Here is a 23,479-nt window from a genome sequence, read left to right as displayed (position 1 = left end):
GTTTATGCGGTGATTTGTTTTGAGGAGGTTTCGTGTCTGATATTTCTTGGGTGGAAGTGGCCAAGGAGTTGATGGCTCGTGGGGAGTCGGCCCCTGAGGTGTTGGTGCTGGCATTATGCTGGTATGGAGTGGGCGAGGAGGGGCGGCAGGGAGGGGGGTATCCTCGCGCAATGGCCGCAGTAGCCAAGGCATTGGGGAGGGACACAGGCGATGTCGAGCGCGAAGTGATTGCACGGACCGCAAAGCGCGCCGGGGCAGCTCGGGCTGTGAGGCGGGTGCTGAACTTACGTCAGGCGCTCGAAAGTATTCCCGCTGTTGGGAGTGTCAGGGAGTTCGGACCAGCCGAGCCTGAGTTTCACGCCGAAATGGCACGTAATTATGCAATGTATCTCGGCGTTCCACTTCCAGAGCCTGAGGTTTCGAGGCAGTGGGTGAGGTTGTTTCAGGAGCTGGGCGCGCATGGAGTTGTTGACATTGATGCTTTGTTTGTTCTTGCTCGCTTCTGGAGGGTGGCCCTGACGGCAGGTGAAGTCGCCGAAGCGCTTGATGAAGAGGACGCGTATGTCACAGTCGCAGAGGTGTTGGGGGTCGATCCTGCTCAGTTGAGGAGTGAGTCCGTCGACCGTCTTGCGAGTGTCAGCCTTCTGAGTGGTCCAAATCCTGTGGAGGGGGCGCTCCATGCTGAGGGTGTTCTGGCTAAGCTTCCTGGTGTTCTTTCTGTCGAACGCATGGCGGGGCGCTTCCCGCCTGTGGTGATCGCGAAGCGCCTCTTGGATGGGAGAACTCCTCTGGCTCCATGGGAGCAGTTCAGTGAGGAGCCGGGTTCTCTTCGCTGGCGGATGGGTCCCGGCGAGGCATATATGGGCATGTGGCTGGGGTTTTGGCGCTCGCTTGAGGACGAGGAACGGGCAGCTTACCTCCTTGAGCACTCTCCGACATCCAAGTGGAAGGTATGGCTGAAGCGTATCGAGGCCATCAGCGAGCGCTAAGCCAAGGAGACTAAGTCCGGGATCTTCTGCGCTTTCTGTGGGGTGAAGAACAGCCCATCAGAGCAGAGGCGCGCAAGAGTTCGCGAGGACGGGGCTGCCTCGCGGGTTGCGTGCCCCTGAAGGGCCATCCGCGGCGGGGAGATTCAAGACAAGGGTCGTGGCAGTCCTCGGCCCTTCGGTTTGGCCATGGACTGCGTCACCGGCCCGCGGCCCGGCAAGAACTCGTTGGCAGGCAAGCTCCGTTGGCACGTCTGCTTATGCGAGGCCCGGCAGCGGCGGGTTGAGCAGCAGCCCTCCGCAGCATAGGAACACCATCGCCTTGAGGGCCGCGGTGTTGCGGAAGCCATACGCTCGTCGCATCACCAGCCGAATCTTGTTGTTGAGCCCTGCCTCCACGCCGTTGCTCAGCCCCGTCTGGGTGTAGGCGACGATGCCCTGTTTGTGGCGCCGCACTGTCTTCGACAGGCGGACGAAGGGCTTGAGCTTGGAGCGGCGCGCCCACTGGCACCAGCTGTCCAGGTGCTCGGAGGCTCTCGCCGCCTGGCGGTAGTCCATGCCTCGGGCCAGGCTCTCCTTGAGCAGGTACGCGCGGTACAGCCGCCGGTTGAGCCGCTGCACTTCGTCCAGCTTCTGCTCCTGGCGCAGCGTGAGGTTCCACGGGTTCTTCAGCAGCGCCCAGCGGCTCTTCTTCACCCCCGGGGCCGCTTCGGTGCCCGCCACCCGACGCACCTCTTCCCGGCGCACCTCGTCCACCGCCTCGTTGGCCAGCTTCTGCGCGTGGAAGCGGTCGAACACCTGCACCGCCTGCGGCGCCCGCTGCTTCACCACCTTGGAGAAGTCCGCGCTCAAGTCCTGCGTCACGTGCGTCAGTTGCCGCGTCCTTTCGGCCCCCAACTCATCGAAGAAGCCGTTCAGCGTCTCTTCGCCCTTTCCCTCGCCCATCCACACCACGCGCGACTGAAGGTGGTCCACCACCACGCTGAGGTACTGGTGGTAGCGCCGGTGACTCACCTCGTCCACACCGATGAGGTAGAGCTCGTCCAGCCGGTGCGCGTCCAACCGCTGCGCGACGACGCGCTCGACGATGGTGCCCACGGTGCGCCAATTGATGGCCATCAGCCGGCAGGTGGCGCTCTTGTCCATGCGCTGGGCCAGCCAGGCCACCATCTCCTCGAACTCGCGGGTGAAGTGCGAGTCATGCTCGGCCCACGGCACCTGTTCCACGCGCACGCCGCACCGGCGGCACTCCGCGCGGCGCGGGGCGTAGCTCAACCAGAAGGCCGTGCGCCCCAGGGCCAGATGCCGCCACAGCCGCGGCGGGCAGGAGTCATAGCGCGGGCAGGAGCGGCCACTGACACCACATCGGGACTTGCGCCTGGGCGGCTGCACTTCCACCACCACGCCGCGCGGCTCGAAGCGGGCGCCTCGCACTCGCAGCCCCTTCACCCCCAGCAATCGCTCCAGCAGCTTCTCCACCCCGACCCGCGCCACCGTCCGACTCCCCCGCCGAGCTGTCCGTGCCACCCAGGCCCATGCTGGGGGAGCGTGGTGTGCAGGGCGGTTGCCAGCGAGGGCACGATGTGGAGAGAGTCTCGGAGCCTCACGCCGGGCGTCTCCCCTCGCGGACTACCGTCCCCCGAGGGAAACCCACGAGACCTACAGAAGAGCCCAACGTTCTTGGTGGCAGTGTCGCAAGGAGGGGAGGCTGTAAGGGAGTGGGTCGCCAGGAGTGATGTTGGATTGATGCCCCGGTTATGATGGCGGCCATGTTCCGCGATTGGAAGGTAGAAGCGTGAGCGATTCCCCACGAAAACGTTCTGACCATGCCGCGCGGATGGCTCGCGCCCTCGTCTCTCTGGACGGATTGTCCGTCGGGGATGCGTTCGGCGAGCGCTTCTTCGTCTCGCGCGAGCTGGCGCAGTCGCTGGTGGAGCAGCGCGCCATGCCTCGCGCACCCTGGCGGTACACCGACGATACGGAGATGGCGCTTGCCATCGTCCAGGTGCTGGAAGACCACGGCCATATCGACCAGGACGCGCTGGCGCGCCTCTTTGCGACTCGCTACCGCAACGACAAGAATCGCGGCTATGGAGGCACCGCGCACGACATCCTGCAGAAGCTCGGGCTCGGTCTTCCTTGGCGTGAGGTGTCCGCAGAGGTGTTCGATGGTCAGGGCTCCATGGGAAACGGCGGGGCCATGCGCGTGGCGCCGTTGGGGGCGTACTTCGCGGGAGACATGACCCGGGTGGTGTCCGAGGCCCGGGCCTCGGCGGAGGTGACGCACATGCACCCGGAGGGACAGGCGGGAGCGATTGCCATCGCGGTCGCCGCCGCGTGGGCCTGCCAGTGGACGGAAACCCACGGCTCCGCGAGGCAGCTCTTCGAGGTGGTGCTGGACCACACGCCCGCCGGAGCAACGCGGCAGGGGCTGGAGAGGGCCAGGGCCTGGCCGCTCGATGCCAGTCCATCCTCGGCGGCGCGCGAGCTCGGCAGTGGGCAGAAGGTCATTTCCGAGGACACCGTGCCCTTCGCCGTGTGGTGTGCGGCGAGGCACCTCGACTCTTTCGAGGAGGCCCTCTGGAACACGGTGTCTGGCTTTGGAGATAGAGACACCACCTGCGCCATCGTGGGCGGAACCGTCGTGTTGAGCGCGGGCCCTGCGTCCATTCCCGCGACGTGGCTTGCTTCTCGGGAGCCCCTCCTTCTGCGAGTCTGACGCCACCGCCGAGCCCACCTCGCCAGCAGTCGAATCGCCGCCGCGATGTCCTCCGGCACCTCCTCCTGGAGGAAGTGTCCCGCCTGCGTCTCGGTGTACGAGTACGAGTTGCTGCCGGAGCGACTCCGAGCAGTCGCCAGGGGAAACCGTGATTGATACAGCGGAGGAGTTCGTGCGCCTGCGCATGAGCGACAAGCAAGAGGAGTATTCGCGTGCGGCTCACGAGACAGCGGAGGAATCAGTCTGGCTCGATGTGATCCGCCGCTTCCCAGAGATGAGGAAGTGGGTGGCTCATAACAAGACGATTCCGCCCAGCATCATTGCGGTGCTTGCGTCTGACCCTGACCCTGCTGTTCGGGACATGATTGCGATGAAAAGGCGAGCTGGGCCTGCCGTCTTGTTGAAGTTGTCGCATGATTCGAGTGCTGGTGTTCGTCAGGCAGTCGCGATGAACGCCAAGGTTCCCATGGAGATACTCCGGCAGCTGGCGAACGACCCTGATGAAGATGTCGCAGAGGCCGCGCGGGGGCGACTTGACTCCATGGAGTAGTTGTTGCCGCGCGCCTTGTTGTTACGTGGTTGCCTGGCCAGCGCATGGTGCCGCGCGGCCCGTTCCGGAGCGTGTCGCGGTTGAGGCAGCGGCGAACCAGGGCAGCGAGGCAGGTGGACAGCGTACTCGACCATCGGCAAGGCCGAGGAGGGAGCTTCTCAGGTGGGCGGCGCCTTGGGCCGAGGACTCCCGGCTTCAACGGTGCGCACCGCTCGCCGCCGCTGAACCATACGAAGTGCGGGAGAGCCGAGAAACGGGGTCCACTTCACTGGACGTGCCGGGGGAGCACTTCGCTGGGGCGCTCAAGGGAGTGCCGCAGGGCGACGGTGAGCGGCCGGGCCCAGGGCGGCTGCGCGTCGACTCCCCTCCGCGCGAGCGGCGTGAGCAGGCCCGCGCGGAGAGGTGAGTGAAACGGCCGAGGCTCAGTCCCAGGTGTCCTCCGCGGGCAGGGAGCCGCCGACGTCGATGCTGATGGCCTCATTCGAGAAGGTGTACGTCTCCGTCGAGGTGACTGGCCTTGAATGCGACAGGCGGCGCGACCCTGGCCTCCGCTGGAGCAAGGGACTCTCATTGCTCGGGAGCCCCTGCCGCGGCGTGTGTGACGCCTCGGCTTCTCGCCGGAAGCCTCACGCCCCCGCCGAAGCCACCCGCCGCACCGCCGCGGCGATTTCCTCCGGCACCTCCTCCTGGAGGAAGTGCCCCGCCTGCGTCTCGGTGACACGGGCATGAGGCAGCGCCTCGCGGTGCCGCTTCAGCGCGCGCCCGAGAATCGGGTCCCTCAGTCCCCACACCAGCTCCGCGGGCCCCTGGAAGCCGCGGACCCACGCGTCTCCCTCCGCCAGCTCCGCCACCGTGGGGTGTCCTTCCCGGTTCGGCACCATGCGCGCCAGCGCCAGCGGCGCGGCCCGGTCCACCACGTGCCGCAGCGGCCATGCATACGCCCGCGCCACGTCGCCGGAGATGCTCCGTGCGTCCCCCTGCGTCCTTCCCAGCACCGGCACCGGGAAGTTGAACACGCGGAACGCCACGTCACTCACCACCGGCAGGTGCGAGAAGCGGTGGAACGCCGTCGCCTTGAACGCGCGCGGTGTCAGCACCGACGTGTTCATCACCACCAGCCCCGTCACCCGCCCTCCCGAGCGCGCCGCCATCCACGCGCCCATGGGCCCACCCCAGTCCTGCACCCCCAGCACCACGTCCCGCAAATCCAACCGCTCCACCAAATCCAGCAGCGCCTGCCCATGGTTGCGCAGCGAGTGCGCCGCCAGCGCGTGCGGCTTGTCGCTCAACCCCAGCCCGATGAGGTCCGGCGCCACCAGGCGCAGGCCGCTCCCCTCCAGCGCCGCCATCACCTTCCGCCAGAGGAAGCTCCACGTGGGGTTGCCGTGCAGGAGCAGCACCGGCCGGCCGTCTCCATGGTCCAGGTAGTGCATCCGGTACTGCCTCGGTCCGAAGCGCACCGGCGCGAAGTGGGAGCGGAAGGGGAGCAGGCTCGCGATGAAGGGGGGAAGGGCGTCCATGGTGGCCGGTAGACGTTTAATCCCTCGCTTCCTCCTGAAGCCAACACCCTTTCCCAGTGACTGGCGGCTGGCTGACGGCTCGCACCTGGGGGCGGGCTGCAATCCTGCAAGGAGGCCACAGCCTCTATCCGAAGGCCCCCGGGCCTGCTGGGCGTTCATTTGGGGGGCGGAGGAGGCGTGGCATGAAGGCAGTGGCGATCATCCTCGCTGCGGGAGAGGCCCGGCGGATGGCCCATCCCAAGGCGCTCATCGAGCACGAGGGAGGCAAGAGCTTCCTCCAGTCATTGGCATCCACCTTTGGTAAGGCGGGCTGCTCGGTGCTGGGGGTGGTGGGAAAGGACTCCGAGGCCGTCCGCGAGCAGCACCCCGGCCTGGACCTGGTGGAGGCGGAGCGGTGGCAGGAGGGGCCCCTGGCCTCGGTGAAGGCGGGGCTCGAGGCCGCGCTGGAGGCCGGGGCGGAGGTGGTGCTCCTCCACCCGGTGGACATGCCCGCGCTGCGGGCCTCCACGCTCAAGTCCCTCCTCAAGATGATTGGGGAGGCGGACGACGTCCTCCGTCCGGAGTTCGAGGGAGCGCCCGGCTGGCCGCTGGTGCTCTCCCGGGGCGCGGTGGAGCGGCTGCGCACCGCGGAGGGCGCGCAGGTGGAGCCCGCGCTCTCGAGCCTGAAGACGCGGCGTGTCCCGGTGAAGGACCCGGGCGTGGTCGTCAACATCAACACGCCGGAGACGTATGAGCGGCTCTTCGGAATGGCGCCACGGCTGGCGCCTCCGCCGAAGCGCCGCGGCAAGCGGGCGGCTCCCACGGCCACCACCGTGGCGGAGCTGAGTGGCGGCTCGGCGCCCATGGCCGCCGCGTCCGAGGAGTGAGTCCCCGAGGGCCGGAGCTTCCCCTCTCGGGCGGCTCCGGCCCGGAAGTGCTTCCGGGAAGGGAAGGGCCCGTCCGCCGCCAGGCGGGGGCACGCGCGTCAGAACGTGAGTCCCAGGCCGAGGTAGGGACCGCCGAGCGCGTCTTCATGCATCTCGCCGTCCACATGGCCGGCGTCGTTGAGGTACAGGGCCCGCCAGCCGCCGCGCAGGTTGAGGGCGCCCAGGTGCACGGCCATGCCGAACTGCGCGTCCACCTGCCGGTGCGGGAAGGGGACGGCGTGCACGCGCGCCTCCAGGTCCACCGGTGAGCGGCCGATGCACGCCTCCACCGAGGCGCCCAGGCTGGGGCCCACGAAGATGATGTCCGGCGCGTGAGCGGTGGCCGCTCCGGCCTCCACGCGCATGCGGCCGCGAGGGCCCGCCCACAGCGCCGCCGTGACGTGCGCGCTCAGCAGGGTGATGCGGTCCACCTCGTCCGAGCCGTCATCCGCCGGCAGGGAGATGCCCGTGACGCGGGTGTCCAGGCCCAGGCGCCGGCCCTCCATGGCCATGAACATGCCCAGGGCCCCGCCCTCACCGAGCCGCTCGCCCTGCACGCCCAGGCGCACCAGCAGGGGCACGGGCTCGTGCCGCTCCCGCGTCACCCGCGTGAAGGCGGCCACGCGGGAGCGACGCGGGGGCGCGGCGAGGATGGCGCCCGCCACGATGACCTCGGGAATCGAGCGGGCCACCCGCGAGCGCCGGCGCCGGGGCGTGTCGTCATCCTGCGCCGCGGGCGCCTCGCGCACCGGCGACGCCCGGTGCGTACGCGGCCTGTCACTGTCGCTCCGGGGCCGCGAGTCGTTGTTCCGGCTCGGGCGGCTCGAATTGTTCGAACCGGAAGACGAGGAGGAGCGCTTGCCGAAGCGGGCCTCTGCGTCGGGGGCGCCCAGCAGGGCGCTGGCGGCGAGCGCGGCGCACAGCACGGCCTTGGAAGACGGCACGGTCCACTCCTCTTCTCTGGGATTCGAGAGTCTCGAGCGTCATTCAACCGCCTCCCCGGGGCGGCGGACCATGGACCCCCGGGAGGGGCGTGCCGTTGGCCAGTGTCTCCTGTGTGCCGGTGGACAGCGCCCCCTTCCGGCGCCCGGCGGCGCGCTCATGACTGGAACGTCACCCCCGGACCCGTGGCCCTGCGGATGCTCAGGGGCCAACACTGGTGGACCCTCGGGAGGCCCCGGAGGTTCGACACGCGTGTCTCTCGAATCGGGAGAGGCTAGGGTGGCAGCCGTGACCCAGGCAGTGGCGCGGCCCACGGTCCTCCTCGTGGAAGACGACCCGGACATCCGGGGCACCATGGCGGAGGCCCTGCACGACGAAGGCTATGAGGTGGCCATGGCCATCAATGGCCCGGAGGGCCTGCGCGTGCTGTCCACCCTGGCCGGGCCCTGCCTCGTCCTGCTCGATTTGGAGATTCCCCGGCTGGACGGCCGCGCCTTCGTGGAGCGGCTGAGGGAGGACGCGCGCTTCGGGGAGACGCGGGTGGTGGGCATGACGGGCGAGCCCGGGCCCATGCTGCCCGGCGCGGTGGAATTGCTGCGCAAGCCCATCAAGCTGGGCGCGCTGCTGGCGTCGGTGGCCCGGCACTGCCCCGGGCTGGAGGCCGGGAAGCCGCCGCGGTCCTCCGCTCAGTAGGTGAGCCCCAGGCCGAAGTAGGGGCCGTGGAACGTGTCCACGTGGGAGACGCCGTCCACGTGTCCGGCATCATCCAGCACCAGGCCCCGGTAGCCGCCGCGCAGCACCACCGCGCCCAGGTGCAGCGCCAGCGCGGCGCTCGCGTCCACCTGCCGGTAGGGGAAGGGCGTCATCTGCAGGCGCGCCTCCAAGTCCAGCGGGCCCGCGATGCAGGTCTCCAGGGACATGCCCAGGCTGGGGCCCACGAAGGAGATGTCCGGCGCGCTCGCGGTGCTCACGCCGGCCTCCGCGCGCAGCCGTATCCGCTCCAGGGAGATGAGCGCCCAGGTGAGGTGCGCCTCCGTCAGCAGGATGGAGTCCGTGCCCTCCGTCCCGTCGTCCGTGCTCAGCCCCATGCCGGTGAGGCGCGCGTCCACGCCGAAGCGCCGCCCCTCCAGGCCGATGAAGAGGTCCACCGCCCCGCCGTCCGTGACGGGCCCGCCCTGCATGCCCAGGCGGAAGGACAGCGGCGCCGCGTGACGCTCCCCACGCAGCTCATTGTCCCTCCGGCCCCGAGGCTGCACCTCCAGCCGGTGGTTGCCGCTGGTGAAGATGGCGGCGAAGAGGCTGAGGCCCGAGAAGTCGTCGTGGTGCTCGCGCACGTACCGGCGGCGCGGCCGCGAGCGGCGGTCGTCCTCGTCGTCGTCGTCCGAGTCCTCCTCGCCCACCGGGGTGGCCTCGTGCGTGTTGTCGTCCTTCTTCGAGTCGCTCTGGCTGGGCCGCGAGCGCTTGCCGAAGCGGGCCTCGGCCGGGCCCGGGCCCAGCAGCAGCCCGAGTGAGAGCGCGGCACACAGCATGGCGCGAAGTGGGGACACGGTTCTGCTCCTCGGTGGGTCCGACAATGGGCGGCCGGAATCCTGGACGGCCGCCCGGCTGCTTTATTCATCCAACCCTGAACACCGAGGCGCGGCCAACCCCACCGGGGCCTACTGCCCGGGTAGCTCGTACTTCTGGAGGCACTCACCCGGGGACTTGGGCCGGCACTTCGTGGTGCAGGCGGGTGGGTAGGAGCTGTAGGTGCACGTCGTGGTGCACACCTGCTGCGCCTCGGGAGGCAGCAAGTCACAGGGGTTGCGCAGGTAGACGGTGATGGGCTCGGGGTGCGCGTAGCCGGCGGCGTCCTGGCAGACCTCGAAGTCGCCGTCGCCGAGGACCTTGGCCCCGTCACTCACGTCGCACTTCGGCGGCAGGGGGCTGACGCTGCCCTTCTCGCACGGGCCCACCGGCTGGGCCAGGCAGCCGTAGACGCTGTCGCCGCCGACGGTGGCGTTGGCGCAGATGCGGGAGCGCAGGTGGTCGTCCCCGGACACCCAGTCCCGGCTGTGGCAGGCGAAGACGTTCAGGTAGGGGTAGCCCTGGAAGCCCTTCTTCACGAGGGTGGGGTAGAAGTTCTTCTCCTTGTTCAGCACCACCTCGATGGAGAGCGCGTCGGGGTCGAAGAGGTTGCCGAAGAAGGCGCCCTCTCGGAAGGTGAAGGCGCCGAAGGGGGCCGCCGGGTACGTGCCGGCCGTGGCCCGCGGCCGCGCCCACGAGCCGGGCGTGGCGGAGCGGTCATAGGGCGCGGACATGACGCTGTACTGGCCGTCCGCGGGGCAGACGAAGGTGGCGCTGGGGGCGATGCCGCCGCACGTGTTGCGGTCCGCGTCCGCCAGGCGGTCCGCCCAGGTGCAGCCCGCCGGGTCCTTGCACACGCGCAGCACGCGGTCCCCGCTGATGTCGCCCACCTTCCCCGTGCATGAGCCCGGGTACGGCGCGCCCGCGGCCACCGTCACCGTGGTGCCCGGGGTGCACTGGCCCACGCTCTCGCCCAGCCAGCCGCACTCGGGCGTCAGGCCCCAGCCGCCCGTGTCGCAGGGCAGGAACATGGGGCTCCACTCCACGGAGGCGCCGGACGGGTTGAAGCGCTTCGCGTCGCGTGGGTCCTCGCCGCGCATGGAGATGTCCACCGCGAGGTGGTACGCGTTGTTGCGCGCCAGCAGGCACGCCGTCACGTAGCCCTGGCACTCGAGGCTCGGCGCGTCCTTCTCCCACTCCGGGCACAGGCCCGCGGCGCCCTGGAAGACGTACCCCACGCCCGCCTGGCTCTTCCACTTCACCGCGGACGTCGGCGGCAGGGCGCACTCCACGAGGTACTGCATGACACGCTGCGCGGGCGGGTGCTCGAGCTGGTGCTTCAGCCTCCAGTCGTTGGCGAAGGCGTCGGAGTTCAGCGGGCCCGTGCTGAGGGCCTTCAGCGACTCGCGGTTGGTGGTGAGGGCGTTGAGCTCCAGGTCCTGCGTGGCGAGCGAGTTCAGGATGCGGATGCCGGGCTCGGCCGCGGCCCGGGACGCCGGGAGCAGCAGCGCGGCCAGGCACGCGAGCGCGGCCAGCGGGCGCCGCGAGGAGGCACGGGGAACACAGGGCGACATTGGGAACGGACCTCGGAAGGGAAGTGAACGCGTGGGCACCGGGTAGCACACGGCGGGCCGCGGCCCGGTCCCCGTCCTTTCGAGGGGTTGCACCTGAAGCGCGCGCCCGTTGTGGCCTCCGGGGCCACAGCGCGCGGACGGCTGTGGACGCATGGACAACGTCCCCGAGGCGGAACCTTCGGTGGCCTCAGCGCCGGGCCACCTTCTTGCCCTTGCCGGTGCGCCGGGGCTCGGGCCGGCCCTGGGAGGCGGGGGCCTCGGGCGGCGCGGCGCACGCGGTGGCGGCCGTCGCGGCGGCGAGCGCGGCCTGGTGCTGTTGCTCCAGCGTCCGCAGCCGGCGTGACTGCGCCTCGCGCAGGGCCTGCAATTCCGCCACGCGCGCCTCGGACTCGGCGGCCTCGCGCTCGAGCTGCCCGTTGCGCTCCACCAGCGCGGAGATGGAGCGCGAGCCCGCCCAGGCCCCCGACGTGGCGAGCGCGACCACGCCCACCAGCAGGCCCCAGGGCAGCCACGCCCGGCGTCGCCGTGCCGGCTCACCTCGCTGAGTCGCTTCCGCTTCCATATGCCCCCGAGGCTAGCGAGCCCACCGGGGTAGGCCTCAAGGCGGCGAGTCTGCGACTCGCGCGCTGGCTGCTTCTCCGCGCCCGGGCCGTCCCCACGGCAGCGGCCGCTCGCTTTACGAGGCTGTCCGGAAAATTTCGGTGGGGCCGCTCGCCACCGGGCTTGATTTCAGGGGCGGGGGCGGGGCGTCATCCGGACCCTTTCCCTTCTTCGTGATTCGGTGGGCTTGATGGCGATTTCGTGCGTGGTGCTGGACTTCGACGGGACCTTCACGGACGTGGCGGCGGAGAGCGCGCCGTTCCTCGTCCACTTCCGCCAGGGGCTGGCACGGGTGCTGGGCCAGGAGTTGGAGGCGGCGTGGGAGGAGGAGGTCGCCGTGCTGCGCGCGGGGGCGGACGCGCTGGGGTGGGATTTGGGCGGCCGGGTGGTGGCGCCGGCGACGGCGGACCCGTACCTGACGGCCACGTGCGCGGCGCACCGGCTGCTCCAGCGCTTCGGGATGGGCGCGGACGAGGCGCGGCGCTCGGACGCGGTGCAGACGCTCTACCGCGAGGCGTATGCGTACTCGGCCACCGCCTTCAAGCCGGAGGCGAAGGAGGTGCTGGAGGCGCTGCTGGCCATGGGCCTGCCGGTGACGGTGGTAACGAACGCGCACACGGACCTGGTGGAGAAGAAGCTGGACCAGCTCGCGCCGAAGGGGCGTGAGCGGCTGAAGGTGTCCGGGGACGCGCGCAAGTTCCTGCTGGACGCGCCGGATGCGCCGGACGCGCGCTTCGCCGCGGTGCCGGAGACGCAGGTGCTGGACGGGGTGCTGCGCCGGCCCATCTACCTGCGCCGGGGCCGCTACTTCGAGGCGCTCAAGCGCGTCTGGGACGCCACCGGCTCGCGGCCGGAGGAGACGCTGGTGGCCGGAGACATCTACGAGCTGGACCTGGCGCTGCCGGCGGCCCTGGGCGCGCACGTGCAGCTCGTGGCCCGGGACAACGTGCTGCCCTACGAGCTGAAGGCCATTGAGGGCCTCGGCATCCGGGGCGGTGTGGACCGCAGCCTGCGCGCCCTGCTGCCGCGCCTGCGCTGAGGGCGGCGCGCGGGCGGCCGGGTCCACGCGGAGGCGGCGGGCCCGGCCGTTCCCCTCCGGAAAACACGAAGCCCCGCGTCCCTGGGAAGGGAGCGGGGCTCGCGTGTCGGCCGAGGAGGCTGATTAGACCTTCGCGCCCGGCGTGGGCTGGAAGATTTCGTTGAACTCGGCGATGGCCTTGTTCAGCGCGGCCTTGGTGTCGTTGGTCAGCTCGCGCCGGGTCGAGATGTCCTTGGCGATCTCCGGGTGCTTGCCCGTGGTGAACTCCAGGAACTCACGCATCCAGCGCACCACGTCGGACACCGGGATGTCGCGAATCCAGCCGCGCTTCTTGGGGTCGTCGCGGTTGGTGGCGGCGTAGATCTGCATGACCTGCTGCTCGACGGGCAGCGGCTCGTACTGGCCCTGCTTGAGCAGCTCCACCATGCGGGCGCCGCGGGCCAGCGTCTCCTGCGTGGCCTTGTCGAGGTCGGAGCCGAACTGGGCGAAGGCGGCCAGCTCGCGGTACTGCGCCAGCTCCAGCTTCATGGTGCCGGCCACCTGCTTCATGGCCTTGATTTGAGCGGCGGAGCCCACGCGGGACACCGAGAGGCCCACGTTGATGGCCGGGCGGACGCCGGAGAAGAACAGGTCCGTCTCGAGGAAGATCTGCCCGTCCGTAATCGAGATGACGTTGGTCGGGATGTACGCGGACACGTCACCGGCCTGCGTCTCGATGATGGGGAGCGCGGTCAGCGAGCCGGCGCCCTCCTCGTCGGACAGCTTGGCGGCGCGCTCCAGCAGGCGGCTGTGGACGTAGAACACGTCGCCCGGGTACGCCTCGCGGCCCGGCGGGCGGCGCAGGAGCAGCGACAGCTGGCGGTACGCCACGGCCTGCTTGGACAGGTCGTCGTACACGATGAGGGCGTGCATCTTGTTGTCGCGGAAGTACTCGCCCATGGCCACGCCGGCGTACGGCGCGAAGAACTGCATCGGCGCCGGGTCCGAGGCGTTGGCGGCCACCACCGTGGTGAACTCCATGGCGCCGAAGCGGGTCAGCTTCTCCACCACCTGGGCCACCGTGGACTGCTTCTGGCCGATGGCGACGTAGATGCAGTAAACGCCCAGGCCCTTCTGGTTGATGATGGTGTCGATGGCGACGGCCGTCTTGCCCGTCTGGCGGTCACCGATGATGAGCTCGCGCTGACCACGGCCCACCGGCACCAGCGCGTCCAGCGCCTTGATGCCCGTCTGCAGCGGCTCGTGCACGCTCTTGCGCTTCACGATGCCGGGCGCCTTCACCTCCAGGCGGCGCACCTCGGTGCCGACGATGGGGCCCTTGCCGTCCAGCGGCTTGCCGAGCGGGTCCACCACGCGGCCCAGCAGGCCCTTGCCCACCGGCACGGAGGCAATCTGCCCGGTGCGCTTGACGGTGTCGCCCTCGCGGATGCCCTGGAAGTCACCCATGATGGCGACGCCGACGTTGTCCTCCTCGAGGTTCAGCACGAGGCCCTGGACGCCGTTGGCGAACTCCACCAGCTCACCGGCGAGGGCGCCCTCGAGGCCGTAGATGCGGGCGATACCGTCACCGACGGACAGCACGGTGCCAGTCTCCGCGACGGTGACCTTCTTGCCGTAATCCTTGATCTGCTCCCGGATGATTCTGCTGATCTCGTCGGCGCGGATTTCCATGGGCGTTTCGCGTCCTTGCACAGGGGCGGCCCGATGTGGGGAAGGCCGCCGAAAGCTAGAAGTCGGGGCCCCTTACCATGCACACCCCCCCGCTGCAATGCGCACCGTGCGTGTCGCTTTCCAGCGGTGATGGCCCCGGTAAGTAGGGGAGCTGGCGGGCGGGCCCTCCTCAGAGGGCGGCGGCCTCTCGCGGCAGCCAGACGATGAAGCGGATGCCGCCGTGGTTGCGGGACTCCACGGTGAGCCGGCCGCCGTGGGCCAGGGCAATCTGCCGGGCGATGTAGAGCCCCAGCCCCAGCCCGTCCGGACTGGCGGGGCGGCCCCGGCGGAAGGGCTCGAAGAGGGTGGCGTGCTCCTCGGCGGGCACCACCAGGCCGTCGCTGTGCACGGAGAGGGTGACGCCTCCCACCGCGCCGGTGAGCCGCAGCGACACCGGCGCGTCCTCCGGGCCGTGCTGGAGGACACTGCCCAGCAGGTTGTCCGTGAGCTGCGCCAGCCGGGCCGCGTCCCACCGGCCCCGGAGGTCTCCCTCCTTCTCCAACAGCAGCGTCCGCCCCGGGTGGGCCTGCCTGCGCTCCTCCACCACCCGCTGGACGACTTCGTCCAGCACGCCCGGCTCGGGGCGCATCACCAGCCCTCCGGCGAGCCGCTCCCGGGTGAAGTCCAGCAGCTCGTGGATCATCCGCTCCATGCGCCGCGCCGCCTGGGCCATGTGGCCCACCAGCCGCCGCTGGGGCTCCTCCAGTCCACCCAGGCGCTGGAGCGCCCCGGTGCCCTGCTGGATGGCCTGCAAGGGCGTGCGCAGGTCCGTGCCCATGACGCCCAGGAGCTGGTCCCGGAAGTGCTCCGTGCGCGCCGCGCGCTCCTCCGCGGACTTGCGGCTGCTGATGTCCCAGACGGCCGCCAGCCGCGCCGGCCGGCCCTCCCACGTCACGTGCTTCGCCAGCACTTCAATGGGAAGCCGCTGGCCGTCGCGCCGCAGGACCATCAATTCGTAAGGGGTTTCCACGCCCCGGCTCATCGCCGCCGCCACGGACTGGCGGAACTCCGGTGACACCCACTCGGAGACGTGCCGGCCGAGCATCTCCTCCGGCGACGCATGTCCCAGCAGGTGCGCCAGCGCGCGGTTGGCGTCGATGACGGTGCCGCCCTCGTGCACGAAGTACCCGTCACACGCCACGTCCGCGAGGCCGCGCATGTGCGCCTCGCGCTCGGCCAGCCGCTGCTCCGCGCGGACGCGCTCCGTCTCGTCGCGCACCCAGAGCACCACGCCGGACAGCACGCCGCCGTTGAGCGCGGGCGAGGCACCCACCCGCAGGTGGAGCAGCCCGGTAGCGCACGACAGCACCCCCGAGAGCGGCTCCTCCACCACGTCCTCGCCCGACAGCGCGCGCGCCAGCAGGGGCGACAGCGCCGGGGCCACCTGGGGCCACAGCTCCGCCAGGGGCCGGCCGAGGTGCGCGCGCGCCTCCATTCCGGAGAGCGCCGCCAGCGCCGCGTTCACCCACACCGGCCGCAGCTCCCGGTCCACCAGGGCCACGCCACAACCCGGGGCGTTGAGCAACGCGCCCAGGAAGGGCCTCGACTCCTCTGGCGACGCCGGTGTGGGCGTGCCTTCGGGAAGCCAGTGGAGCAGGGACTGCGGCATGTTCAGGTCGTCCGGAAAACGCGGGCTTGTCCCGCGTCAGCGGAGAGTATACCCCTTACCCAGGCCCGCTGGAAATACCGGTTTGCCCTGGACTGCGGGGTGAGAAGCCGACCTGGAAAGTTGGCTGCCCGACGGGCGGCCAGACGTCAGCGCTGCTTCAGCTCGCGGCGCATCTCCTCCAGCTGGGTGCGGAGGCTGCCATCATACAGGATGCTGCCCACCTGGGCGGACACCCCACCCAGGAGGGAGGGGTCCACGCGCGTCTCCAGGATGACGTTGCGCTGGGTGAGCTGCTGCAGCGTCTGCTGGAGGCTGGCGAGGGCGTCGGGCGCCAGGGGAGCGGCGCTGGTGACGCGGCCCCGGACGCGGCCGGCACGGGCATCCGCCATGTCGCCGAAGAGGCGGGCGATGTCGGCCAGGTACGCGAGGCGGTTGCGGTCCACCAGCAGGCGCAGGGTGCTGGCCAGGACGGGGTCCACGCCGCCCGGGAAGGCCTTCATCACGCCCTCCACCACCTGGCTGCGCTGGGGGCGGGTGTAGGCGGGGTTGAGGAGCACGTCCGACAGCTCGGCGTTCTTCGCGAAGGCACTGGCGAAGGCGGTGAGCTGCTCGGCGACGGCATCGATACGGCCGGCCTCCGAGGCGACGTCGAGGAGCGCACGGGCGTAGCGGCGGGCGATGGACACGTTGGCCATGACGGCCGCGCCCTTAGCACGGGCCAACCCCCCGGGCAACGGCCGTGGCACCCCGCCTCTCGCGGTCCGGCATCGCACCCATGAGAGGGCCTGGAGGGCGGGGGAGCGGCCGGTACATGGGGGGTTGGGAAATAGGGGACTTGGCGAGGTGGCCGGAACACCCGTAGCGTGGTGTCCTGACAACCCCCATGCACGACCCCGTCATCGGCATCGACCTGGGTACCACCAACAGCGCCGTGGCGACCGTTGAAGACGGACGCGCGCGCCTCATCCCCTCGCGCGCGGGTGGGCGGCTGACGCCGTCCGTCGTGGGCATGACCCGGGCGGGTGAGCGCCTCGTGGGACAGGCGGCCCAGGCGCTCGCGCAGGAGCACCCGGACTCCGTGGTGTGGGCCACCAAGCGCTTCCTGGGGCGCCGCTACACGCCGGAGCTGGTGCAGGAGGCGAAGGCGCTGGTGCCGTACCCCCTGGTGGCGGGCTCGTCCGGTGACGTGCGCGTGAGGCTGGCCGGGCGCGTGGTGCCCGTCACCCAGGTGTCCGCGATGATTCTGGGCGAGCTGGCCCTGGACGCGAAGGCGCACTTCGGCCGCACCGTCACCAAGTGCGTGATTACGGTGCCCGCCAACTTCGACGACAACCAGCGCCAGGCCACGCGCGAGGCGGCGACCATCGCCGGGCTGGACGTGGTGCGGCTGGTGAACGAGCCCACCGCGGCGGCGCTGGCCTACGGCCTGTCCCGCGGCTTCGAGGGCAACGCGCTGGTGTTCGACCTGGGCGGCGGCACCTTCGACGTGTCCATCCTGGAGGTGAAGGCCGGCGTCTTCGAGGTGCGCGCCACGGGCGGAGACCCGCGGCTGGGCGGCGAGGACTTCGACCAGCGCATCGTCCAGTGGCTGCTGGCGCAGGTGGACGACGACCTCCGGCACGTGGTGTCGCAGGACGCGCCGAGCCTGCGCCGGCTGAAGGTGGCCGCGGAGGCCGCCAAGCGCGCGCTGACGGAGCAGGACGAGGCGTCCATCTCCGTCACCGGGCTGGGCGACCACGCCGGCGGCAGCCGCCGCACGACGGAGCTGGAGACGGTGCTGACGCGCTCCTTCTTCGAGACGCTGTCCGAGCCGCTGTCGCGCCGCTGCCTGGAGGTGTGCCAGGGGGTGATGCGCGAGGCGAAGATGGACCCGCGCTCGGTGGACGTGGTGCTGCTGGTGGGGGGCATGACGCGCGTGCCGCTGGTGCGCCGGCTGGTGGCGGACTTCTTCGGGCGCGCGCCGTCCACGGACGTGCACCCGGACGAGGCCGTGGCGCTGGGCGCGGCGGTGCAGGCGGATGAGCTCTTGCGCCAGTCCGGCAACGCGTTGCTGCTGGACGTGGCCGCCCAGAGCCTGGGCGTGGGGGTGATGGGCGGGCGCGTGAAGCGGCTCATCGCCAAGAACACGGGCGTGCCGGTGGTGGCGCGCGACATCTTCTTCCCGGGCACCGCCGGCCAGCAGGAGGCGCGCATCCCCGTGTACCAGGGGGAGAGCGAGTTCCAGGACGAGAACCACAAGCTGGGCGAGGTGGTGCTGAAGAACCTGCACGTGGCCGCGCGCGGAGAGGTGCCGCTGGAGGTGGTGTTCGAGCTGTCCAGCGAGGCCATCCTCGCGGTGAAGGCCACGGACCTCACCACCGGCAACATGGAGACGGTGCGCCTGGAGGCGCGGCCGGGCATGCCCCAGGCCGAGGCGGAGAAGCTGGGCGCGGAGCAGGCCCACTACGCGCAGGCCCAGGGCGTGGTGGACGCGAAGCGCGCGGAGGAGTTGTTCCGCAAGCTGCTGGAGCGCGGGGACAAGCTGGCGCGCCTGCTCCAGAAGAGCGCCCAGGAGAACCCCAGCCCCGAGGCCGAGGCCGCCGTCGTCACCGTGCAGCAACTGCTCGAGGGTGGCCGCAGCGCGCTGGAGAAGGGGGACCCGGCGCGGTGCGCCGCGATTGCTCGCCAGCTCACGCAACTGCTGTCCGGTCGCCAGGAGTCGCGCGCCTGAGCGTCCAGCCCCCAACGCTGGCCCGCGGGGCCCGTGGTTGCCCTTCCCCCTCCTTCCTATCCGTGCATCCATGAGCACCCCCATCCCCGCCGCGCGCGACACAGTGTTCGTGGTGGACGACTCCCGCACCGCCCGCGAGGTGGTCCGCCTGCACCTGGCGCGGCTGGGCTGCGAGGCCGTGGCGCTGGAAGGGGGCGAGGCCTGCCTGGCCGAGCTGTCCCGCCGCGTGCCCTCGCTCATCCTCATGGACCTGCGGATGGAGCGCATGCAGGGGGACGAGGTCTGCCGCCTGGTGAAGGCGCACCCGGCGGGCCGCAACGTGCCCGTCATCATGTTCACCTCCGCCGGCGAGCCGCACGAGGTGATGCACTGCTGGCGCGCGGGCGCGGATGACTTCCTGCCCAAGCCGGTGGCGCTGGAGGCGCTGGAGTCGAAGCTGGCCGCGGTGCGCGCGGCGCGGGAGCGGGCGCGCGAGGGCGCTCCGCGCGGGCGCCGGGTGCTGCTGGTGGAGGGCGGGCGCTTCCTGCACACCTTCCTGGGCGGCGCGCTGGAGCAGGAAGGCCTGCACGTCCTCTACGCGCGCGACGCCGAGGACGCGGCGCGGCTGGCCGCCGAGTATGGCGCGCAGCTCGACGGCTTCGTGGTGGACGTGTCCCGCACCCCGCGCGAGGCGCTGGGGCTGGCGGCGCGGCTGCGCGAGGTGCACACGCGCAAGCCGCTGGTGCTGCTGACACGCGCGGAGGAGTCCCCGGAGGTGCTCTCCCGCGCGCACGCGCTGGCGGGCGCGCCGCTGCTGGAGAAGCGTCACCTGAGCGCGGACGAGCTGCTGGGGCGCGTGCTGGGGCGGCTGGTGCCGGGGCTCACCCCCCTGCGCGCCGCGGAGCGCGTGCCCTTCTTCACCGTGGTGGAGTTCACCCCGCCGGGCGGCGCGACGATGTCCGGCTTCAGCCACGACGCGAGCCCGGAGGCCCTCTTCGTGCGCACCCTCACCCCGGCGAGGGAGGGCGCGCGGCTGTCCTTGAAGGTGCTGCTGGCCGGCCAGCGCACGCCCAACACCGCCGAGGCGACGGTGGCCTGGTCCAACCCGCCGCGTCCCCCCGGCCCCTTCCGTGCACCCGCCGGCATGGGGCTGCGGCTGGAGCGCATGGACGCGTCGCTGACCCAGCAGTTCGTCCGCTTCGTGCCGCGGACCCTCGGTTTTCCGCTCTCGGGTTCCCCTCGCGTCTCAGGTTTCTGAGAGGCCCCCGCTCCCTCAAACCCCTGGAAGTTCCGGCACCTGGGTCGCCTCCGGCCCCTGGCATGGGGGTGGCAGAGGGGCCGCCGGCCGCCGGTGTGGCGCCGGTGGGGCCGACATGAAGCGGAGGGTCTATGCGGCAGTGGAATCGCTATGGGTGGATGGGGCTGGCGGTGGTGGCGGCGGGCTGCGGTGGCTCGGGCAGGTCGCCGGAGCTGACGAACGAGCCGGTGCAGTCGGCGGCGAGGCTGGAGGCCTTCCCCGACTGTCAGGCCCTGGAGAAGCACATCGAGGACAGCGCGACGCGGCAGATGCGCGCGTCGCTGGAGTCCATCAAGAACCAGGGGAGCGGCGGCTGGTGGGGCATTCCCTTCGATGAACGGATGGATGGCGTGCCGACGGCCGGTGCGCCCCCGGAGGACGCCGACTCCGGCGGCAGCGCGCCGGACGACTACACGGGCACCAACAACCAGGTGGAGGGCGTGCACGAGGCGGACTTCGTGCAGAACGACGGCACGCGCATCTTCGTGCTGTCCGGCCCGCGCCTGTACGTGCACCGCTCGTGGCCGGCGGAGCAGCTCGTGCGCACGGCCGCGCTGGAGGTGGAGGGCTGGCCTCGGGAGATGCTGCTGGACAAGGAGCGCGACCGGCTGGTCATCGCCTCGCAGGTGTACGAGAAGAGGCCGGGCCGGCCCTCGCTGACGGGCGGTGGCGTGGGCGCGGAGCCGGCCGTGGACTGCGCCGGCTTCGGGTGCGGCTACATGTACGGCGACACCCTGAAGGTGACGGTGGTGGACGTCGCGGACGCGGCGGCGCCGAAGGTGGTGGAGCAGGTGTACCTGCCGGGCGGCTACCTGAACTCGCGGCGCGTGGACGGCGCGGTGCGGATGGTGCTCTCCGATGCGTTCCGCTGGCCGGGCGACGTGCGCTTCTCCCCGGAATACGAGCAGGGGCTGTACGAGGACAAGGAGCGGCTGGCGAAGGTGGTGGATGCGCTCATCGAGAAGAACGAGCAGCTCATCCGCGCCCAGACGCTGGAGCAGTGGCTGCCGCCGGGCCGGCGCGTGGACGCGGCCGGGAAGGTGACGCCGCTGGTGTATGAGTGCTCGGACTTCCTGCGCGCCAACGCGCCCACGGGGCTGGGCTTCGTGACGGTGCTGTCCATGAACCTGGACGCGAGCGAGTCCGCGCCCAGCCGCACCAGCCTGGTGACGGCGCCGGGCGAGGTGTACGCGTCGAAGGACTCGCTCTACCTGGCGACGAACCACTGGTGGTGGTGGCCGGAGCCGGGGCAGACGGACTCCGCGTACCTGCACAAGTTCGACATCCGCGACCCGGGCCGCGCCACCTACGTGGGCAGCGGCACCATGGAGGGCCACATCTCCAACCAGTTCTCCCTGGACGAGCACGAGGGCGTGCTGCGCGTGGCCGCCACCGTGAGCACCCGGGTGCCGGACCTCACGAACCCGAGGTGGGGCACCCTCAAGACGGTCAGCCGCGTGGTGACGTTCCGCGAGGAGGACGGGCGGCTGGTGGAGGCGGGGCGCAGCGAGGACCTGGCGGAGGGGGAGCGCATCTTCAGCGCGCGCTTCGTGGGGAAGAAGGGCTACGTCGTCACCTTCCGGCAGACGGACCCGCTCTTCACCTTCGACCTGAGCGACCCGGCGCACCCGCGCAAGGTGGGTGAGCTCAAGGTGCTGGGCTTCTCCACGTACATCCACCCGGTGGGCGACACGCACCTGCTCGCGCTGGGTGAGCACCGGGACGAGACGGGGAGCTGGCAGAGCCGCTCGCTCAAGCTGACGCTGTTCGACGTGAGCGACCTGGCGAACCCGAAGGAGTCCTTCACGCAGCTCGTCGGCTCGACGAGCGGCTACAGCGAGGCGCTCTGGGAGCACAAGGCGTTCAACTTCTTCCCGGCCAAGGGGCTGCTGGCGGTGCCCTTCACGGACTGGGACTCCAACGCCTACGACTACTGGAGCGGCTTCCGCAGCGAGCTGCGCGTGTTCCGCGTGGACACCGCCGCCGGCATCACCCCGGTGGGGGCCATGTCCATGAAGGATGCGTACCAGGTGTTCAACTTCCGGAACTGGACGTGGTACTGGCAGCCCACGGTGCGCCGCAGCGTCATGGCGGATGACTACGTCTACGCCATCTCCGACGCGGGCCTGCGCGTGTCGAAGGTGGATGCCCTCCAGACGCCGGTGGCCACCTCGCTCTTCCAGCCGCCCATGCTTCCGTGATGTGGCCCGGCGGGGCCGGCGTGGGGGTGAGCAGGCCTGCTCCCCTGTAGGGCGGATGTCACGAGGAGGAAACCGCCCTCCCCGGTCAGGCCGGGGAGCGGCGGGGCGTCACAGGTGGGGAGCGCATTCCCTCCCGGAAGACGCTATAGGCGCGCCTGCCATGTCCACCGCCGTGACTCCGTCCCTGTCCGTGAAGCCCCTCCGTACGGAGCTCCGTGAGCTGACCCGGCTGGCACTGCCCATCGCCATTGCCCAGGGCGGCCAGGCGCTCATGGGCCTGGTGGACACGCTGGTGGTGGGGCGGGCGGGGACGTCCGCGCTGGCGGCGGTGGGGCTCGGCAACGGCCTGTTCTTCGCCGTCAGCGGCTTCGGCATAGGGCTGATGATGGGCTTCGACCCGCTGCTGTCGCAGGCCATGGGCGCGCGCCAGTTCAGCCGGGCGCGGGCGCTGCTGTGGCAGGGCGGATGGATGGCGCTGTTCGCGGGCGTGCTGCTGGGCTCGCTGCTGCTGGCGACGCCGGCGCTGCTGCCGCTGGCGGGGATTGGCGCGGCGGAGGTGGCTGGCGCGGGCGACTACCTGCTGTGGCGCGCGCCGAGCATGCCGCTGATGCTGGCCTTCCTGACGATGCGCTCGTACCTCCAGTCCACCGCCTTCACGCGGCCGCTGGTGGTGGCCACGGTGGTGGCCAACCTCCTCAACCTGGGCGCGGACATCCTGCTGGTGTTCGGCGGGGCGGAGCTGCCGGCGTACTTCGGGCCGCTGCGCGCGGTGCCGGCCATGGGGGTGGCGGGCTCGGCGCTGGCCACGACGCTGTGCACGATGCTGCAGCTGGGCATCGTCCTGATGGCGGTGCGGGGCCGGCCGCTGGAGGGGGCGGGGCGGCCCGTGCGCACGCCGGTGTGGGCGGACCTGGCGCAGGCCGCGCGGGTGGGGATTCCGATTGGCCTCCACATCTCCGCGGAGATTGGTGTGTTCGCGCTGGCGGGCGTGCTGGCGGGAGGCCTGGGCCCGGCGAGCGTGGGGGCGCACCAGATTGCCATCTCCTTCTCGAGCGTCACCTTCACGGTGGCCATGGGCATTGGCAACGCGGGCAGCGTGCGGGTGGGCTGGGCGGTGGGGGCGCACAACACGCCGCAGGCGCGGCTGAGCGGGTTCATGGCCTTCGCGGGGGGCGCGGGCTTCATGGCGCTGGGGGCGCTGGTGTTCGCCGTCTTCCCGCGGGCGCTGGCGGAGCTGGCCGGGGCGCCGGAGGACGTGCTGCCGCTGGTGGTGCCGCTGCTGATGGTGAGCGCCGTCTTCCAGGTGTTCGACGGGGTGCAGGGCGTGGGCGCGGGCGTGCTGCGCGGCGCGGGTGACACACACTTCACCTTCGTGGCCAACATGGTGGGCCACTACGCCATCGGCCTGCCGCTGACGCTGCTCTTGGGCTTCGGGCTGGGCCTGGGCGTGGTGGGCATCTGGTGGGGCCTGTGCGCGGGGCTCATCGCCGTGGCGGTGGCGCTGCTGTGGCGCTTCCACCGGCTGAGCGCCGGCACGCTGCGCCCGTTGGAGGCGTAGGCGTCCGGCGCGGC

At 71.0% G+C, this 23,479-nt stretch carries 19 protein-coding genes; 10 read left to right on the top strand and 9 right to left on the bottom strand.

Annotated features, from left to right (window positions below; genetic code table 11):
- The first annotated feature begins 32 nt into the window (after positions 1-32).
- A complete protein-coding gene (locus K8638_RS28905) occupies positions 33-989 on the top strand; it encodes a hypothetical protein (RefSeq protein WP_223757883.1) in 957 nt (318 codons plus the stop codon).
- A 255-nt stretch (positions 990-1,244) separates the two neighbouring features.
- Here K8638_RS28905 and K8638_RS28900 read toward each other — a convergent pair whose 3' ends face one another.
- Positions 1,245-2,480: an ISL3 family transposase gene (locus K8638_RS28900; protein ID WP_223757882.1), complete on the bottom strand. Its 1,236-nt coding sequence runs from the start codon at positions 2,478-2,480 to the stop codon at positions 1,245-1,247.
- A gap of 343 nt (positions 2,481-2,823) precedes the next feature.
- Here K8638_RS28900 and K8638_RS28895 point away from each other — a divergent pair, with 343 nt between their 5' ends.
- Together K8638_RS28895 and K8638_RS28890 are read left to right on the top strand one after the other, a co-directional pair.
- Positions 2,824-3,705 carry an ADP-ribosylglycohydrolase family protein gene (locus K8638_RS28895; RefSeq protein ID WP_223757881.1) on the top strand — a complete coding sequence of 294 codons (882 nt, stop codon included), beginning with the start codon at positions 2,824-2,826 and terminating at the stop codon, positions 3,703-3,705.
- Between the two features lie 148 nt (positions 3,706-3,853).
- Positions 3,854-4,255 carry a hypothetical protein gene (locus K8638_RS28890; RefSeq protein ID WP_223757880.1) on the top strand — a complete coding sequence of 134 codons (402 nt, stop codon included), beginning with the start codon at positions 3,854-3,856 and terminating at the stop codon, positions 4,253-4,255.
- A gap of 626 nt (positions 4,256-4,881) precedes the next feature.
- Here the strand turns inward: K8638_RS28890 and K8638_RS28885 are convergent.
- A complete protein-coding gene (locus K8638_RS28885) occupies positions 4,882-5,775 on the bottom strand; it encodes an alpha/beta fold hydrolase (protein WP_223757879.1) in 894 nt (297 codons plus the stop codon).
- Positions 5,776-5,957: 182 nt separating this feature from the next.
- On the opposite strand from K8638_RS28885, the gene K8638_RS28880 reads away from it, so the two are divergent.
- Positions 5,958-6,641 carry an NTP transferase domain-containing protein gene (locus K8638_RS28880; protein WP_223757878.1) on the top strand — a complete coding sequence of 228 codons (684 nt, stop codon included), beginning with the start codon at positions 5,958-5,960 and terminating at the stop codon, positions 6,639-6,641.
- 98 nt (positions 6,642-6,739) lie between these two features.
- On the opposite strand, the gene K8638_RS28875 is transcribed toward K8638_RS28880, so the two are convergent.
- On the bottom strand, positions 6,740-7,624 hold the full coding sequence (locus tag K8638_RS28875) for a hypothetical protein (RefSeq protein ID WP_223757877.1): 885 nt from the start codon (positions 7,622-7,624) through the stop codon (positions 6,740-6,742).
- 277 nt (positions 7,625-7,901) lie between these two features.
- Here K8638_RS28875 and K8638_RS28870 point away from each other — a divergent pair, with 277 nt between their 5' ends.
- A complete protein-coding gene (locus K8638_RS28870; RefSeq protein WP_223757876.1) occupies positions 7,902-8,315 on the top strand; it encodes a response regulator in 414 nt (137 codons plus the stop codon).
- Here K8638_RS28870 and K8638_RS28865 read toward each other — a convergent pair.
- From K8638_RS28865 to K8638_RS28855, 3 genes are all read right to left on the bottom strand, one after another.
- Positions 8,309-9,169, bottom strand: coding sequence for a hypothetical protein (locus K8638_RS28865; protein ID WP_223757875.1), 861 nt, complete (start codon positions 9,167-9,169; stop codon positions 8,309-8,311). The two genes, K8638_RS28870 and K8638_RS28865, sit on opposite strands and share 7 nt — an antisense overlap.
- 111 nt (positions 9,170-9,280) lie before the next feature.
- Positions 9,281-10,762: a hypothetical protein gene (locus tag K8638_RS28860; RefSeq protein ID WP_223757874.1), complete on the bottom strand. Its 1,482-nt coding sequence runs from the start codon at positions 10,760-10,762 to the stop codon at positions 9,281-9,283.
- Positions 10,763-10,949: 187 nt separating this feature from the next.
- Positions 10,950-11,324 carry a hypothetical protein gene (locus tag K8638_RS28855; RefSeq protein ID WP_223757873.1) on the bottom strand — a complete coding sequence of 125 codons (375 nt, stop codon included), beginning with the start codon at positions 11,322-11,324 and terminating at the stop codon, positions 10,950-10,952.
- A gap of 228 nt (positions 11,325-11,552) precedes the next feature.
- Between K8638_RS28855 and K8638_RS28850 the strand changes: the two genes are divergently transcribed.
- Positions 11,553-12,401, top strand: coding sequence for an HAD family hydrolase (locus K8638_RS28850; RefSeq protein WP_223757872.1), 849 nt, complete (start codon positions 11,553-11,555; stop codon positions 12,399-12,401).
- A gap of 123 nt (positions 12,402-12,524) precedes the next feature.
- Here the strand turns inward: K8638_RS28850 and atpA are convergent, their stop codons facing one another.
- From atpA to atpH, 3 genes are all read right to left on the bottom strand, one after another.
- Positions 12,525-14,072 (bottom strand): F0F1 ATP synthase subunit alpha, encoded by a 1,548-nt coding sequence (gene atpA / locus K8638_RS28845; RefSeq protein ID WP_223757871.1) that lies wholly within the window; start codon positions 14,070-14,072, stop codon positions 12,525-12,527.
- A gap of 169 nt (positions 14,073-14,241) precedes the next feature.
- On the bottom strand, positions 14,242-15,720 hold the full coding sequence (locus K8638_RS28840; protein ID WP_223757870.1) for a PAS domain-containing protein: 1,479 nt from the start codon (positions 15,718-15,720) through the stop codon (positions 14,242-14,244).
- 146 nt (positions 15,721-15,866) lie between these two features.
- The gene (gene atpH, locus K8638_RS28835) at positions 15,867-16,415 is read right to left on the bottom strand and encodes an ATP synthase F1 subunit delta (RefSeq protein WP_223757869.1); all 549 of its coding nucleotides are present in this window, start codon (positions 16,413-16,415) and stop codon (positions 15,867-15,869) included.
- 188 nt (positions 16,416-16,603) lie between these two features.
- Here atpH and K8638_RS28830 point away from each other — a divergent pair, with 188 nt between their 5' ends.
- The 4 genes from K8638_RS28830 (at position 16,604) to K8638_RS28815 (ending at position 23,465) form a co-directional block, all read left to right on the top strand.
- A complete protein-coding gene (locus K8638_RS28830; RefSeq protein WP_223757868.1) occupies positions 16,604-18,430 on the top strand; it encodes an Hsp70 family protein in 1,827 nt (608 codons plus the stop codon).
- Positions 18,431-18,500: 70 nt separating this feature from the next.
- On the top strand, positions 18,501-19,667 hold the full coding sequence (locus tag K8638_RS28825; RefSeq protein WP_223757867.1) for a TIGR02266 family protein: 1,167 nt from the start codon (positions 18,501-18,503) through the stop codon (positions 19,665-19,667).
- A 131-nt stretch (positions 19,668-19,798) separates the two neighbouring features.
- On the top strand, positions 19,799-21,907 hold the full coding sequence (locus K8638_RS28820; RefSeq protein WP_223757866.1) for a beta-propeller domain-containing protein: 2,109 nt from the start codon (positions 19,799-19,801) through the stop codon (positions 21,905-21,907).
- Between the two features lie 160 nt (positions 21,908-22,067).
- Positions 22,068-23,465 (top strand): MATE family efflux transporter, encoded by a 1,398-nt coding sequence (locus K8638_RS28815; RefSeq protein ID WP_223757865.1) that lies wholly within the window; start codon positions 22,068-22,070, stop codon positions 23,463-23,465.
- The last annotated feature ends 14 nt before the right edge of the window (positions 23,466-23,479 follow it).

The sequence above is a fragment of the Myxococcus sp. RHSTA-1-4 genome, from assembly GCF_020037125.1.
In the GTDB taxonomy this organism is placed as follows: Bacteria; Myxococcota; Myxococcia; order Myxococcales; family Myxococcaceae; genus Myxococcus.
The sequence above is the reverse complement of the archived record's forward strand: the minus strand, read 5'-3'. Positions and strand labels throughout refer to the sequence as shown.

Coding starts and splice junctions, on each gene's coding strand:
- K8638_RS28885 (WP_223757879.1), bottom strand. CDS start 5,775: ATGGACGCCCTTCCCCCCTTCATCGCGAGCCTGCTCCCCTTCCGCTCC.
- K8638_RS28815 (WP_223757865.1), top strand. CDS start 22,068: ATGTCCACCGCCGTGACTCCGTCCCTGTCCGTGAAGCCCCTCCGTACG.
- K8638_RS28880 (WP_223757878.1), top strand. CDS start 5,958: ATGAAGGCAGTGGCGATCATCCTCGCTGCGGGAGAGGCCCGGCGGATG.
- atpA (WP_223757871.1), bottom strand. CDS start 14,072: ATGGAAATCCGCGCCGACGAGATCAGCAGAATCATCCGGGAGCAGATC.
- K8638_RS28860 (WP_223757874.1), bottom strand. CDS start 10,762: ATGTCGCCCTGTGTTCCCCGTGCCTCCTCGCGGCGCCCGCTGGCCGCG.
- K8638_RS28840 (WP_223757870.1), bottom strand. CDS start 15,720: ATGCCGCAGTCCCTGCTCCACTGGCTTCCCGAAGGCACGCCCACACCG.
- atpH (WP_223757869.1), bottom strand. CDS start 16,415: ATGGCCAACGTGTCCATCGCCCGCCGCTACGCCCGTGCGCTCCTCGAC.
- K8638_RS28850 (WP_223757872.1), top strand. CDS start 11,553: ATGGCGATTTCGTGCGTGGTGCTGGACTTCGACGGGACCTTCACGGAC.
- K8638_RS28855 (WP_223757873.1), bottom strand. CDS start 11,324: ATGGAAGCGGAAGCGACTCAGCGAGGTGAGCCGGCACGGCGACGCCGG.
- K8638_RS28895 (WP_223757881.1), top strand. CDS start 2,824: ATGGCTCGCGCCCTCGTCTCTCTGGACGGATTGTCCGTCGGGGATGCG.
- K8638_RS28830 (WP_223757868.1), top strand. CDS start 16,604: ATGCACGACCCCGTCATCGGCATCGACCTGGGTACCACCAACAGCGCC.
- K8638_RS28825 (WP_223757867.1), top strand. CDS start 18,501: ATGAGCACCCCCATCCCCGCCGCGCGCGACACAGTGTTCGTGGTGGAC.
- K8638_RS28820 (WP_223757866.1), top strand. CDS start 19,799: ATGCGGCAGTGGAATCGCTATGGGTGGATGGGGCTGGCGGTGGTGGCG.